The following is a 14,660-nucleotide window of genomic DNA, read 5'->3' on the forward strand; positions in this document are numbered from 1 at the left end:
TCCCTGTCCCGATGAAAAACGGCGCGCATCCCTGCGCGCCGCCCTCCGGGTCTTCTTCAGCCTTCGCGAGCGTGAGGCTGCGCACAGCCAAAGCTGATGCCAGAGTCAAGGGCAAGGGCAAAGGCAAGAGCAAGAGCAAGAGCAAGAACAAGGGCAAGGGCAAGGGCAAGGGCAAAAACCTATCGACATATTCCGATCAATGCCGCGCCAGATTGCGCATGACCTCGTCGATGCTGGCCTCGGCCGCAGCCGCGGCGCTGCCCGGCCGGCGCAACAGCAGGCGATGGACGTCGCGCTGAATGTCCGCAGGCAACTCGACCAGTTCTTCGACCTGACCGGCGAGCAGGCTGGCCACCGCCACGCCATCGCGGAAGGCGATGCGCGCGCCGGGGATGCGCGGCACTTTTACGCCGGCGAGTACGCTGCCGGCGAGGTTCAGCGGGTCGGCCGCGGACACGCAGACCACCGCACCGTCGTGGGCACGCTGGCGGATCTGGCGCAGGCTGTTGACCGCATCGGGCAAGGCGAATTGCTCGCCGGACATGCCGCTGACGAAACGGCCGCCGCGGATCTCGCCGCGCGCTTCCAGGCGCCGATAGACGCGCAGCAGGTCGCGCCACGGCGGCAGCCAGGCGGCTTCGCGCTGGATCAGGCGCCAGAACACCACGCCGTAGCGTTCGAGCAATCGCCAGGCGATGTGCTCGTTGGCTTCGGCGTTGCGCGCCGCGTCGGCAGGCGCGCCCTCGCCTTCGGCCGGCCCCGTCAACGACCAGCGGCCGGCATCCTGCAGGTCGGTCAGCAAGGCGCGGCGACGGCGGGCGCCGTGGGTCGACACGCGCTTGGACGGCGGCACCAGCAAGGCACGCAGGCCGGCGTAGCTGTCGCAGGTGATGCGGCCGCGGGTGACCAACTCGCCGAGCGCTTCTTCCAATTCGGTGCGCAGCAGATGCGCATTGCGTTCGAGTTCGTCGAAGAACGAGGCGCCGCGCGCTTCGAGCGCGGCGAGGACGCGTTGCGCGCGCGACGACACCGGCGCCGGGTCGGCCTTGCGGCCGGCGGCGAGGCGCCAATCGGCCAACGCGCGCCGCGGCAACAGCACGATCGGCGTCTGCCGCACGCTCGGCACGCCTTGCGGCACCGATGCTGCGGAGGTGCCGTTGACCGCGCCGGCATTCGCGTCCGGACGCAAACGCGCCCAGGTCACCCGGCCGGCGCTGCACAGTTCGTCGAGCCAGCTCGAATCGTAGTCGGCGATGCGCGCCGGCAGCAGCTCGCTTTCCCACACCGAAGCCGGCGCTTCGTAGCCTTCCAGTTGTTCCAGCACCGCGCGCAGGGCCTGCGGCCCGCTCATCCGCGTCGCAGCGGTCGAATGCTGCCAATCGAACAGGAAGCGGGCGAAGTCGCGCGGTTCGACCGGCTCGATCTCGCGCCGCAGGCGGCCGACGGTGTAGCGGTGAATGCGTGCCAGCAGATGCCGTTCGCACCATTCCTCGCCGCCGCCGAGCAGGCTGTCGCGGCCGAAGCGGCCGCGCATGACATAGCCTTCCTGCTCCAGCCGCAACAACGCCAGTTCGATCTCGCCGACATCGCGGTGGCCGTCGCGAGCGAGGGCCGCGACCGTGCTCGGGCCGAGCGCGGTCAGGCGCGAACGCAGCAGCTCGACCGAGGCCTCCTCACTGCTCCACGCCGTCGCCAGGTATTCCTCGGGCACGACCACCGCCGGCTCGGCCACGGCGTCGGCGAACAGTGCGCGCGCCTGTGGCAGGTTCTCGGTCGCGACCCACCACGCCGGCGCGGGTTCGCTCGCCGACAACCGCAGGGCGGTGGCGCGGCCGCTGTCGGCCAATGCCGTCAGCCAGCGCGGCCAATCGTTCGCCGCGGCCTCGGCGACGGTGACGAAGCCGAGCCCCATCAGCGCCTCGTGCATTTCCTCGGCGTCGCGGACTTCCGGCCAGGCCTCGTCGCGGACTGCCTCGATGGCCTCCGGATCGAGCCGGCCCAGATCGCCGGCGTTGTCGGCCTCGGCATAGCGCCGCGCCATCACCGCCTGGGTGCGGCGTTCTTCCAGCGGCGCGTCGTCGAGGAAAGCATAGGGCCGCGCATTGATCGCCTCGGCCGCAATCGGCGACGGCGCGGTGACGTCGCGCCCGATCACCTGCACCTCGCCCTGCTCCAGCCGGCGCAGCATGCGCAGCCAACCGGCGCTGTCCATCGCCTCGTACAGGCAGTCGTGCAGGGTCTGCGCGACCAGCGGATGGTCAGGTACCTCGCGCTCGCCGACCAGGTTCTCGGCGCAGGCGACCTGATCGGGGAACACCGTCGCCAGCAAGTCCTCGCTCTTCATCCGCTGCAATTGCGGCGCAACCTTGCGGCCGCCGACGAAACGCGGCAAGGCCAGCGCAGTGGTCGCGTTCCAGCGCCAGCGCACCGCGAACAGCGGCGCATCGAGTAAGGCCTGGGTCAACACGTCGAGGGCCGAGGCCGAGTGCAGATAGCGGGCGACGTCTTCGAGCGGGAAGCTGTGGCTGGTCGACAGCGACAACACAATCGCGTCCTCGGTGGCCGCAGCCTGCAGCTCGAAATTGAACTTGCGGCAGAAGCGCTTGCGCAGGGCCAGGCCCCAGGCGCGGTTGATGCGGCTGCCGTAGGAAGAGTGGATCACCAGTTGGGTGCCGCCGGATTCGTCGAAAAAGCGCTCGAACACCAGGCGCTGCTGGCTCGGCACCACACCGAGCGCCTGGCGCGTGCGGCCGAGGTAGTCGACGAGTTGGATCGCAGTCTCGGCGTCGAAACCGAAGGTCTCGCTGAGCGCGCGCGCAGCCTCCCCGGCCTGCGGCGAGGCCGCGAGCAAAGTCTCGACCGCCTCGCGCAGCCGCGACACGCTGGCCGACAATTCGTCGCTGCGGCCCGGCGCTTCGCCGAGCCAGAACGGAATGTTCGGCGGCTGGCCCTGGGCATCCTCGACCCGCACCCGCCCCGGCTCGACGCGCAGGATGCGATAGCTGGCGTTGCCGAGCTGGAACACGTCGCCGGCAAGGCTTTCGATGGCGAAGTCCTCGTTGACGTTGCCGATGGTGACGGCCTCGGGTTCGAGCAACACCGTGTAGTCGCCGGTGTCGGGGATGGTGCCGCCCGACATCACTGCGGTCATGCGGCTGCCGCGACGCGCGCGCAGGCGGCCGTGCACGGCGTCGCGATGGATATAGGCCGAACGCGGCCCGCGCCGGGTGGTGAAGCCGTCGGCCAGCATGCGCACGATCGCATCGAAATCCTTGCGTTGCAGCCCGGCATAGGGCCAGGCGCGGCGCAGGCAGGCGTACAACGCGTCCTCGCCCCACTCCTGCGCGGCGACCTCGGCGACGATCTGCTGGGCCAGCACGTCCAGCGGCGCCGACGGAATCTGCAAGGCATCCAGCTCGCCGCGGCGCACGCTGTCGAGCAAGGCCGCGCACTCGACCAGGTCGTCGCGCGACTGCGGGAACAAACGCCCCTTCGGCACGCCGCCGACATGATGGCCGGCGCGGCCGACGCGCTGCAGGAAAGCGGCGATCGCACGCGGCGAACCGAGCTGGCAGACCAGGTCGATGTCGCCGATGTCGATGCCCAGTTCCAGCGAGGCGGTCGCCACCAGCACCCGCAATTCGCCGCGCTTGAGGCGCTGCTCGGCGTCCAGACGCAGCTCGCGCGCCAGGCTGCCGTGGTGCGCGGCGACCGCGTCCTTGCCGAGGCGGTCGGCGAGATGGCGCGCGGCGCGTTCGGCCATGCGCCGAGTGTTGACGAACACCAGGGTGGTGCGGTGTTCGCCGACCAGGGCAGCGAGGCGTTCGTAGACCTCGTCCCACTGCTCGTGCGACATCACCGCCGACAGCGGCGAGCCCGGCAGTTCCAGGGCCAGGTCGCGCTGCTTGGCGTAGCCGATGTCGACGATCGCGCAATCGGGGCGGCCGGCCGCGTCGACCGCATCGGCGCCGACCAGGAAACGCGCCACTTCGTCGATCGGCTTCTGCGTCGCCGACAGGCCGATCCGCACCGGCGGTTGCGCGCACAACTCGCGCAGGCGTTCGAGGGTCAGGCTGAGATGGCTGCCGCGCTTGTCGTCGGCGACGGCGTGGATTTCGTCGACGATCACCGTGCGCACGGTCGAGAGCATGGTCCGGCCCGATTCCGAGCCCATCAGCACGTACAGCGACTCCGGCGTGGTCACCAGGATGTGCGGCGGCTTGCGCCGCATCGACTGGCGTTCGCCGGCCGGGGTGTCGCCGGTGCGCACCGCGGTGCGGATGCCGGGGTCGTCCAGGCCCATGCCGCGCAAGGCTTCGCCGATGCCGGCCAGCGGCGCTTCGAGATTCAGATGGATGTCGTTCGACAAGGCCTTCAACGGCGAGACGTAGACCACCGCGGTCTCGTCGCGCAGGCCTTGTTCCAGGCCCTCGCGGACCAGCGCGTCGATCGCGGCCAGGAATGCGGTCAGGGTTTTGCCGGAACCGGTCGGCGCCGCCACCAGGGTGTTGCGGCCGGCGCGGATGGTCGGCCAGGCGAGTTCCTGGGCCTGGGTCGGCGCCGGAAACGCCGAGCGGAACCAGGCGGCGATGGCGGGATGGAAGTCGTCGAGGACCATGCGTTCGCCGCGTCGCCGCGGCCTCGGGTTGTCCAGCCTAGATGGGGTCGATTCTGGCATCCCTAAACCGCAGCGAGGCCGGAATCGAAGGGTTTGCGCCTGACCGGTGAACGATTCAGGCCGGCGCCCGGCAGCACGGCCACGTCCTCACGCCAGGCGAAGCTTGACCTTCCCATCATGGGAAGCCCCAACCTGCCCGGCATCCGAACCAGAACTTCCGAGAGAACGCCCATGAATGCCGCCGCACACCCGCCCCCGCTGCACCCGCCGGCCCATCCGGCCGCAGCGCCCGCCGCCCATTCCCTGCGTTTCGGCATCGTCGGCATGACCTGCGGCTCGTGCGTGGCGCGGGTGGAGAAGGCCTTGCTCGCAGTGCCCGGCGTCGACCGCGCCAGCGTCAACCTGGCCACCGAAACCGCCGAGCTAGGCTCGGCCACGGCCGTCTCAGCGGCTGAGATCGAACGCGCGGTCGCCGCCGCCGGCTACGCGGTGGTCGTGCGCGAGGTCGAACTGGAACTGCGCGGCATGAATTGCGGCTCCTGCGTGGGGCGGATCGAGAAAGCCTTGAGCGCGGTCGCCGGTGTGGTCGCGGCCTCGGTCAACCTCGCGACCGAGCGCGCGACCGTAAAAGTCTTCGACGGTGTCGAAGCGGCCGCGTTGATCGAAGCCGTCGAGCGCGCCGGCTACGCCGCGGCCCTGCCCGCCGCTGCCCCCTCCGACGACGACGACGGCGGTACGCCGCAGGCCTCCCGGCAGGCTGAAACCGCGGCCGCGCCGACCCCGCCGATGTCGCGCGAGACTCGCCACCTGCTGATCGCCGCCGCGCTGTCGCTGCCCTTGGTCGCACCGATGCTCGGCCTGCTATTCGGCGAGCATTGGATGCTGCCCGGCTGGCTGCAGTTCGCGCTCGCCACGCCGGTGCAGTTCTGGCTCGGTGCGCGCTTCTATCGGGCCGGCTGGCAGGCCCTGCGTGCGCGCAGCGGCAACATGGACCTGTTGGTCGCGCTCGGCACCAGCGCCGGTTACGGCCTGAGCCTGTATCACCTGCTGCGCGGCGACAGCAGCGCGCTGTACTTCGAAACCTCGGCGGTCATCGTCACCTTGATCCTGCTCGGCAAATGGCTGGAGGCGCGCGCCAAGCGCCAGACCACCGCGGCGATCCGCGCGCTGCAAGCGCTGCGTCCGCTCAGTGCGCGGGTGTTGCGCGACGGCGTCGAAACCGAGCTTCCGATCGCGCAATTGCGCGTAGGCGACCGGGTCGTGGTGCGCCCGGGCGAACGCATCGCCGCCGACGGCCGCATCGACGAAGGCCGCACCCATGTCGACGAATCGCTGATCACCGGCGAGTCGCTGCCGGTCGCGCGCGGCGAAGGCGACCGCGTCACCGGTGGCGCGGTCAACGGCGAAGGCCGCATCGTGGTCGAAACGCTCGCGGTCGGCGCCGAGAGCGCGTTGGCGCGGATCATCCGCCTGGTCGAGGACGCGCAGGCGAAGAAGGCGCCGATCCAACACCTGGTCGACAAGGTCAGCGCGGTGTTCGTGCCGGTGGTGATCGTGCTCGCGCTGGCCACCCTGCTCGCTTGGGGCCTGTCCACCGGCGATTGGAACCAGGCCATCCTCAACGCGGTCGCGGTGCTGGTGATCGCCTGCCCTTGCGCGCTCGGCCTGGCTACGCCCACCGCGATCATGGCCGGCACCGGCGCCGCCGCACGCGCCGGCCTGCTGATCAAGGATGCCGAAGCGCTCGAGCTTGCACACCGCATCGACACCGTCGCCTTCGACAAGACCGGCACCCTGACCGTCGGCGAGCCGGTGTTGGCCGAACTGATCGCCATCGACGGCGATCGCGACGCGGTGCTGGCGCAAGCCGCGGCGCTGCAATCGGGCAGCGAGCATCCGCTGGCCAAGGCCGTGGGCCGGGCCGCCGCCGGACTGACCCTGCCCTCGGCCTCGACGGTCGTCGCCGTGCCCGGGCGAGGTTTGCGTGGCCGGGTCGACGGCCGCTCGTTGCTGCTCGGCAGCACCCGCATGCTCGAAGAACTGGGCGCAGAGCTGGCGCCGTGGCGCACGCAAGCCGAGCGCTTGAGCGCGGGCGGCCACAGCGTGTCGTGGCTGGCGGCCGAGGATCAGCCATCCGCTGCGGCCGTTCGCGTGCTCGCTCTGCTCGGCTTCCGCGACACCCCGCGCCCGGACGCCAAGGCCGCCGTCGCGCGCCTGCATACGCTGGGCCTGCGCACCGTGATGATCTCCGGCGACCATGCCGGCGCCGCGCGCAGCATCGCCGATGCGCTGGGCATCGACGAGGTGCGCGCCGACGTGCTGCCGGAACAGAAAGCCGCTGTAGTCGCCGAACTGGCTCGCCGCGGCACGGTGGCGATGGTCGGCGACGGCGTCAACGATGCCCCGGCGCTGGCCGCGGCCGATGTCGGCATCGCCATGGGCAGCGGCACCGACGTGGCGATGCAGGCCGCCGGCATCACCCTGATGCGTCCGCAGCCGGGCCTGGTCGCCGACGCGATCGACATCTCGCGCCGCACCACCCGCAAGATCCGTCAGAATCTGTTCTGGGCCTTCGGCTACAACGTGGTCGGCATCGCCCTGGCGGCGATGGGCTGGCTGGATCCGATCATCGCCGCTGCGGCGATGGCCTTCTCCAGCGTCAGCGTGCTCGGCAACACCCTGCTACTGCGCCGCTGGCGCCCGGCCGCCGGCCGATGAGGACCGCATCCATGCCCCGCAATGCACTACCGCCCGAACTCGCCCAGGCCAAGGCCGACGGCCTGCACAACATCGGCGAAGCCGCCGCCCTCAGCGGGGTCAGCGCGAAGATGATCCGCCACTACGAAAGCATCGACCTGATCCCGCCGGCCGGGCGCAGCATCGCCGGCTACCGCTTGTACAGCGACAACGACGTGCACCGCCTGCGCTTCATCAAGCGCTCGCGCTCGCTGGGGTTCTCGATCAAGCAGATCGAGACCTTGCTGGGGCTGTGGGACAACCGCTCGCGCGAAAGCGTCGAGGTCAAGCGCCTGGCCCTGGCCCATGCCGAAGAGCTCGCCGGCAAAATCCGCGAGATGCAGACCATGCAGCGCACCCTGGAAGAACTGGCCCACCGTTGCCACGGCGACCACCGGCCGGATTGCCCGATCCTGGAAGATCTGGCGGAAAGCCGGGGCATTTCAGGGTAGGAGCGGCGCAAGCCGCGCCCACGATGTCGCGGCTGCGATTGACGCCCGAGGCAGGTTGCGACAGAGATGTGCATGGCGGCTGCAACGACATACGCCGCCGCCCGCATTGTCGCGGCGGCGGTCGATGCGTTTCAGGTCATTCGCGATGCGCGCGTCGGTCCCAACAACATGCGCCGTCGCGCGACTGTCGCGGTCGCAGCTTACGCAGCTCCTACAAAAGCTTCCGTAGCGACGCCTCCCCCTGTAGGAGCGGCGTGAGCCGCGACCGGAACGCTACGAAGACCCCACGATCAAGCGTGATTGCGCGTCGCCGCCGCCAGGGCCTGGCGGGTTTCCTCGCCGTCGCGCCGGCCCATGGCTTCGGCGGTCTCGGCGAGCCAACGCTTGGCCTCGTCTTCGCCGTCGCTGTCGACCCGGCGCAGATACTCGGGGGCGATCCGCGCCAGTTCGTCGCGCAGGCGTTGCGCACGCTCGTCGTATTGACGGATCAAGGCGTTCTCGTCGGACGCCTCGATCGCACCGATTTCGCGCATCGCCTGCAGGCGCTCGAGCCATTCGCGACGGCGCTGCTCCGGGTCCATCGCCGCGCGGCTCAATTGAAGCCGATGTCGTAGGCCGTGTTCAACACGAACTTGGCCGCTTCGGGCAGATCCGAATCCTGCGCGGCGTCGTTGGCCAGGCCGAGGAATTGGTCCGCGGCGCCGGCGACGAAATCGCCGATCACGCCACCGATTTCCCTGCCGATCATCGTGCCCAAGGGGCCGCCGAGCGAACCGATGCCTGCGCCGAGTGCCTGACCGATACCGCTCGCTAGATCGCCGAAAAGAGACATGGACAGTTCCTTTGTGGGGGATGGCGGAATCCAGTGTCGCCACGGAGAAATCCGGGTCAATCTGGGAATGACCCTAGGCGTGCGCGCCAGCGATGCTGAATCGGCGAGCGTTCGAGAACATGAACGAGGCGATGTTCCCGGCGCATGCGAGGAATCTCATCGCACGACGCATGCGTAGCGCTCAACCGCGCCAGCCGATGCGCGGCCCACTCAGTTGAGCTTGGCCACCCACGACAGCGGCAAGCGCTTCATCAACCAGCCCAACAAGGCCCAAGGCCACCAGGGCACGTAGGCCTTGGCCGATTCCCTGTCGATCGCACGCACCAGCAAACGGCAACCGGTGGCTTCGTCGATGATGTACGGAGTCTGCTTGGCCGGCGCCTGCTCGTTCATTTCGGTGCGGATATAGCCCGGGAAAATCGTGCTGACCTTGATCGAGGGCTTGCGCAGCATATCGGTGCGGATGCCTTCGGCGAGCGAGGCGACGCCGGCCTTGCTTGCCGCATAAGCGGTGAGGCCGCCGCGCATGCCGCGCATCGCGCTCATCGACGAGATCAATACCAGGTGGCCGAGGCCGGCTTCGCGAAAGATCTCCATCGCCGCTTCGCACTGCGCGAGTGCGGCGAGGAAATTGGTCTCGACGATGCTTCGATTAAGGGCGAACTGGCCCTTGCCGACCGGCGCGCCCTGGCCGATGCCGGCATTGACGATGACGCGGTCGAGCGCGCCGAGTTCGGCACGCAGGGAACGGAACACCGCGAACACCTGCTCGTGATCGGTAACGTCGAGGCTGCGGATGGCGACGCGGATGCCGGGATGTGCGGCTTCCAGTTCGGCTTTAAGCGCTTCCAGGCGATCGAGGCGTCGCGCGCACAGAGCGAGGTCGCTGCCGGCGCGTGCGAACTCGCGCGCCATGCCGCGTCCGAGTCCGGAACTGGCTCCGGTGATGAGGATGTGCTTGCGCATGCGGCCGGCTCCTGAAGCGATAAGTTCAGCGATAAGTGATGAGGTCGTCGCGCGTGTATAGATGCGCATGGCCGTTGAAGGTGGACAAGCGCAGGCCGCTGCGGGCGACATGCAGTTGGGTGACGCTGGCGTTGACCAGGCTCCAGCTCAGGCGCAGCGCCTGCGCATCGGGCGCATCGAGCAGGCCCTGCACGACCGCGGCGATCGGGCCGCCCGAGGTGAACACCCACACGTTGCTCGAACCCGCCGCGGCATCGGCGGCCGCTTGCAAGGCGTCGCGGCAACGTTGCCGGAACGCCGGCCAGGTTTCGCTGTAGTCGGGGTCGTGATCGCCGCTGGACCAGCGCGTCATCGCCGCGGCGAACAGCGACTGGAAGGCGCGGCGCGGATCGGCGGCAGCGCCCAGATCGGCGACCAGACGTTCGTGGTCGATGTATTCGGGTCGATGGCGGGCGACGATCTCGCGATGGTCGAATTCGTTCCAGCGCGGGTCGGTGTGTGGGCCTGGGTCAAAGTGCCCGGCATCCGAGGACCCAACCTGTGAGGATCCAGCCAAGCCGCCGTCGTTGCCGCAGGCGGAACGCATCGCCGCCAGACATTCCTGCGCGGTCTGCCGGTGCCGGCGCATGCCCCCGACGACGACGCGGTCGCCGTCTCGCCACAGCGGGGCGAGCGCGGCGCCGAGCAGGCAGGATTGTTGGCGACCCAGCGTGCTGAGTTCGTCGTAATCGGCCGCGCCGAATGCGGCCTGGCCGTGGCGGATCAGATGGATGCGCGCCGCCATCTCAGCCGCCCCACCCACGGCGGTCGCGCGCGATCGCGCGGCGGCAACGCCAATGCAGATAGTTCACCGACAGCCAGAAGCGCTTGAAAGCCGGGTTGCGGGTCTGACCATGGTGATAGCGGTAGTAGATCTGTTGCGCGATCGCCGACAGACGGAACAGCCCATAGACTTCGTAGAACGCCCAGCTACGCGGGCGCAGGCCGGTGCGTTCGCTGTAGTAGTCCATCACCTCGCGACGGCTGAACATGCCGGGTAGATGGGTCGGTTGGCGGCGGGTGCTTTGGGCGATGAAGTCGTCGCCGGCCTCGACCCAGTAAGCCAGGGTATTGCCGAGGTCCATCCGCGGGTCGCCGAGCGTGGCCAGTTCCCAGTCGAGCACGCCGATCACCCGGGTCGGGTCCTGCGCATCGAGCACCACGTTGTCGAAACGGAAGTCGTTATGGGTGAGGCAGATGCGCTCGTCCTGCGGCAGATTCGCGCGCAGCCAATCGACGATGCCGCGGCCGTTCGGCACGTTCCAGGTGCGGGCGTCGGCATAACGCCGGCTCCAGCCGTCGATTTGGCGTTGGATGTAGCCGGCGCCGGCGGCAAGTCGCTCCAGGCCTGCCGCACGGTGGTCGACCTGATGCAATGCGATCAAGGTATCGAGCACGTTGACACACAGGCTGCGGACCTGGTCGCGCGACAGCTCGACACCGGCCGGCAGGTTCTTGCGCGGGATCAGGCCGTCCAGGCGCTGCATCACGTAGAACTCGGCGCCGATCACCACCTCGTCTTCGCAATGGGCGTACATCACCGGCACGAACGGGAACACCGGCTTCAACGCTTGTTGGATGCGGAACTCGCGGCCCATGTCGTGCGCCGACTTGGCTTTCTTGCCGGCCGGCGGGCGACGCAGGATCAGGTCGTCGTTGTCGTAGTGCAGGCGGTAGGTCCAGTTCGACGCGCCCCCTGCGTATTGGCTGACCACCGGCCTGCCGCGCAGATGCGGCAGGCGCGGCTTGAGCCAGGCATCGACGGCGGCGGCGTCGAGTTCCTCGCCGGCGCGCACCGCGCGGCTGCCGTCGCCGGAGACGGCCGCATGGGCGGGCTGTGCGGTCATGCCCTGCCGTCCGCCGCCGCGGTTTTCTTGCGTGCGCGGCCGCCCTGCCCGGCACGGCGCATCGCCGCTTCGTAGAAACGGTACGGCAGCAGGCGCTTGAGCATCCAGAAGCGTTTTGCCGAGGCGTGGGTGAGGATGCGGAATTCGCCGCGGGCGACGCCGTCGCGGATCATCGCGGCGATCTCGTCGGCGCCGATGCTGGCTTCGTCGACCAACTTGCGCATCCAACGCGCATAGCGCGGATCGGTGCTGCGCAGGCTTTCGCTGAGATTGGTGCGGAAGAACGCCGGACAGGCGACGGCGATGCGGATGCCGTCGGCGTCAAGTTCGGCCTTGAGCGTCTCCGACAGCGCGACCACCGCAGCCTTGGTGGCGTTGTAGGCGGCCGCGTACGGCGGATGGATCAGCCCAGCCATCGAGGCGATGTTGAGGATGGTGCCGCCGCCCTGCCGACGCAGCATCGGCGCGAAGGTCTTGCAGCCGCGCACGACGCCGAGCAGGTTGATGTCGATCATCCATTGCCAGTCGGCGATCGGCATCGCCTCGACCGGGCCCATGTCGGCGACGCCGGCGTTGTTGACGACCAGGTCGACGCCGCCCCAGTTCGCCAGCAACCAGTCGGCCGCGGCTTGCAGGTCGTCCTCGCGGGTCACGTCGCAGTGCAGGTAGTGCGCGGTCGTGCCGAGCGCCTGCAAGGCCGCGAGGGTTTCCGCGCCGCGCACGGCATTGACGTCGCCGATGCACACGCGCGCACCGTCGCGCGCATAGCCTTCGGCGAGTGCGCGGCCGAGGCCGGAGGCGCCGCCGGTGATGAAGACTCGTTGAGCTGCGCTCATGCGGCTTCCTTGTGGCTGCGGCCGAGGCCGTACTTGGCCAGTTCCATGCGCGCGACCATGGCGCGATGCACTTCGTCGGGGCCGTCGGCGATGCGCAGGGCACGCGCGATCATGAACAAGCCGGTCAGCGGCACGTCATGGGAAACGCCGGCGCCGCCGTGGATCTGGATCGCCTGGTCGACGATGTCCTGCAGCAGGTTCGGCGCGACCACCTTGATCGCCGAAATCTCGGTCATCGCCGCCTTCACCCCGAAACGTTCGATCTTCCAGGCCGCATACAAGGTCAGCAGACGCGCCTGATCGATGGCGATGCGCGCCTGGGCCACGCGTTCGAGGTTGCCGCCCAGGCGCAGGATCGGCTGACCGAATGCCTGGCGCGCGCTGCCGCGGCGGATCATCAGTTCCAAAGCGCGTTCGGCCGCACCGATCGCACGCATGCAGTGGTGAATGCGGCCCGGCCCGAGCCGGCCCTGGGCGATCGCGAAGCCCTGCCCCAAACCCAGGATCAACTGGTCCCTGGGCACGCGCACGTTCTCGAATACGACCTCGCCGTGGCCATAGGGAGGGTCGTATTCGCCGAAGGTCGGCAGCATGCGTTCGATGCGTACGCCCGGCGCGTCCAACGGCACCAGCACCATGCTGTGGCGCGCGTGAGGTTCGGCCTCGGGATTGGACAGGCCCATGAAGATCGCCAGGCGCGCATCGGGATGGCCGATGCCGGTCGACCACCATTTGCGCCCGTCCAGGACCAGTTCGTCGCCGTCGACGCGGACGCTCGCCTGCATATTGGTCGCGTCGGACGAAGCGACCTCGGGCTCGGTCATGCAGAACACCGAACGGATCTCGCCGGCCAGCAACGGCGCCAACCACTGCGCCTTCTGCGCCGGCGTGCCGAAGTGATGCAGCACTTCCATGTTGCCGGTGTCGGGCGCATTGCAGTTGAAGACTTCGGCGGCGAATTCGTAATGCCCCATCGCCTCGGCCAGCGGTGCGTATTCGAGCACCGACAGGCCGCCACCGAGTTCGACATCGGGCAGGAACAGGTTCCACAGCCCGGCCTCGCGCGCCAGCGCCTTGAGTTCGGCGATGCGCGGATGCACCCGCCACTGCCGCCAGTCGGCGCCGGCATTGAGCTGCGCGTTCTCGCGCCGGTACTGCGCCTCGAACGGCGCGATATGTTCGGCGATGAAACCGCGCAAGCGTTGCAAGTGCTCGACGGTGCGGGCGCTCGGAGCGAAGTCCATCACGGATTCCTGGCGCGGGCGGTGGCCCGGTCGGGATCATCCTAGGCGGCCGGCCGGGCTGAATGAAGTGATATTTGCTAACTTCGCATGATGAGCCAAATTCATAGCAAGACCGACCAGCTCGACCTCAACCTGCTCAAGGTGTTCGAGGCGGTCTACCGCGAACAAAACCTCAGCCGCGCCGCCCAGGCCTTGTTCCTGACCCCGTCGGCGGTCAGTCATGCCCTGGCCCGCCTGCGCCTGCAGTTCGGCGACCCCCTGTTCGTCCGCGACGGCCGCCGCATGAGCCCGACCCCGGCCTGCCAGCGTCTGGCGCCGAGCCTGCTCGACGCCCTCGGCCGCTTGCGCGAGCTGTTGCAGCAGTGGGACCGCTTCGACCCGGCGCGGACCCGGCAGTCGTTCCGCGTCGGCATGCCCGACGCCACCGAAAGCGCCCTGCTGCCCGCGCTCGCGCAGGCCCTGGACGCGCAGGCCCCGGGTGCGACCTTGGCCAGCGTGGCGGTGGCGCGGCGCGAACTCGGCCGCGAACTGGCCGGCGGCCAGGTCGACCTCGCGATCGACGTCGCCCTGCCGATCAGCGAACCGGTGCGGCATCGGCCTTTGTTCCAGGACAGCTTCTGCGTGGTGATGCGCCGCGGCCATGCCTTGGCGAAGCGCCTGAGTCTCAAGCAGTACCTGCAGGCGCGCCATGTCGCGGTATCGACGCGCGCCAGCGGCCAGGTGATCGAGGACATCGCCCTGCTCAACCTCGGCCTGCAGCGGCAGATCGCCCTGCGTTGCCAGAACTACCACTCCGCCTGCCAGGTCGTGGCCGAATCCGACCACCTGCTGACCATGCCGGCTGGGCTCGCTGGCCGTATCGCCGCGAGCGCGCAGTTGCAACGCGCCGCGGTGCCGTTCGCGCTGCCTGCGGCGCAATTGCATTTGTACTGGCATGCGAACAGCGAGTCCGATCCGGCCAATCAGTGGTTGAGGGAGGTGGTGGTCGGAGTGTGCGAGCGGGGGTTGTTCGGGTGAGTAGCGTGCCTTTAGGAGTAGGAGCGGCGTCCTACTGGATTTCCTTCGGTCACAAGCCGCGACCGCGCTGTAA

Annotated in this window: 11 protein-coding genes; 3 read left to right on the top strand and 8 right to left on the bottom strand. The window is 69.1% G+C overall.

Going from position 1 to position 14,660, the window contains the following annotated elements; genetic code table 11:
- Positions 1-196: 196 nt before the first annotated feature.
- Positions 197-4,618 carry a DEAD/DEAH box helicase gene (locus EX88_RS0120835; protein ID WP_051885377.1) on the bottom strand — a complete coding sequence of 1,474 codons (4,422 nt, stop codon included), beginning with the start codon at positions 4,616-4,618 and terminating at the stop codon, positions 197-199.
- Positions 4,619-4,849: 231 nt separating this feature from the next.
- Between EX88_RS0120835 and EX88_RS0120840 the strand changes: the two genes are divergently transcribed.
- Together EX88_RS0120840 and cueR are read left to right on the top strand one after the other, a co-directional pair.
- On the top strand, positions 4,850-7,336 hold the full coding sequence (locus tag EX88_RS0120840) for a heavy metal translocating P-type ATPase (RefSeq protein WP_081931318.1): 2,487 nt from the start codon (positions 4,850-4,852) through the stop codon (positions 7,334-7,336).
- An 11-nt stretch (positions 7,337-7,347) separates the two neighbouring features.
- Positions 7,348-7,806, top strand: coding sequence for a Cu(I)-responsive transcriptional regulator (cueR, locus tag EX88_RS0120845; protein WP_031373912.1), 459 nt, complete (start codon positions 7,348-7,350; stop codon positions 7,804-7,806).
- A gap of 290 nt (positions 7,807-8,096) precedes the next feature.
- Here the strand turns inward: cueR and EX88_RS0120850 are convergent, their stop codons facing one another.
- From EX88_RS0120850 to EX88_RS0120880, 7 genes are all read right to left on the bottom strand, one after another.
- Positions 8,097-8,387 (bottom strand): hypothetical protein, encoded by a 291-nt coding sequence (locus tag EX88_RS0120850; RefSeq protein WP_031373913.1) that lies wholly within the window; start codon positions 8,385-8,387, stop codon positions 8,097-8,099.
- Between the two features lie 11 nt (positions 8,388-8,398).
- Positions 8,399-8,638: a hypothetical protein gene (locus tag EX88_RS0120855; protein WP_031373914.1), complete on the bottom strand. Its 240-nt coding sequence runs from the start codon at positions 8,636-8,638 to the stop codon at positions 8,399-8,401.
- 210 nt (positions 8,639-8,848) lie between these two features.
- On the bottom strand, positions 8,849-9,604 hold the full coding sequence (locus EX88_RS0120860) for an SDR family oxidoreductase (protein WP_031373915.1): 756 nt from the start codon (positions 9,602-9,604) through the stop codon (positions 8,849-8,851).
- 25 nt (positions 9,605-9,629) lie between these two features.
- Positions 9,630-10,388: a histidine phosphatase family protein gene (locus EX88_RS0120865; RefSeq protein ID WP_031373916.1), complete on the bottom strand. Its 759-nt coding sequence runs from the start codon at positions 10,386-10,388 to the stop codon at positions 9,630-9,632.
- Between the two features lies 1 nt (position 10,389).
- The gene (locus tag EX88_RS0120870; RefSeq protein ID WP_031373917.1) at positions 10,390-11,490 is read right to left on the bottom strand and encodes a phosphotransferase family protein; all 1,101 of its coding nucleotides are present in this window, start codon (positions 11,488-11,490) and stop codon (positions 10,390-10,392) included.
- Positions 11,487-12,326: an SDR family oxidoreductase gene (locus EX88_RS0120875; RefSeq protein WP_031373918.1), complete on the bottom strand. Its 840-nt coding sequence runs from the start codon at positions 12,324-12,326 to the stop codon at positions 11,487-11,489. Before EX88_RS0120875 ends, EX88_RS0120870 begins: the two co-directional genes overlap by 4 nt.
- A complete protein-coding gene (locus tag EX88_RS0120880) occupies positions 12,323-13,570 on the bottom strand; it encodes an acyl-CoA dehydrogenase family protein (protein ID WP_031373919.1) in 1,248 nt (415 codons plus the stop codon). The genes EX88_RS0120875 and EX88_RS0120880 overlap by 4 nt, the downstream gene beginning before the upstream one ends.
- A 90-nt stretch (positions 13,571-13,660) precedes the next feature.
- Between EX88_RS0120880 and EX88_RS0120885 the strand changes: the two genes are divergently transcribed.
- Complete coding sequence (locus tag EX88_RS0120885) at positions 13,661-14,587, top strand: LysR family transcriptional regulator (protein ID WP_031373920.1); 927 nt, start codon at positions 13,661-13,663, stop codon at positions 14,585-14,587.
- Positions 14,588-14,660: the final 73 nt, after the last annotated feature.

Origin of the sequence: Lysobacter antibioticus (assembly GCF_000731095.1) — a bacterium.
Taxonomy (GTDB): domain Bacteria; phylum Pseudomonadota; class Gammaproteobacteria; order Xanthomonadales; family Xanthomonadaceae; genus Lysobacter; species Lysobacter antibioticus_B.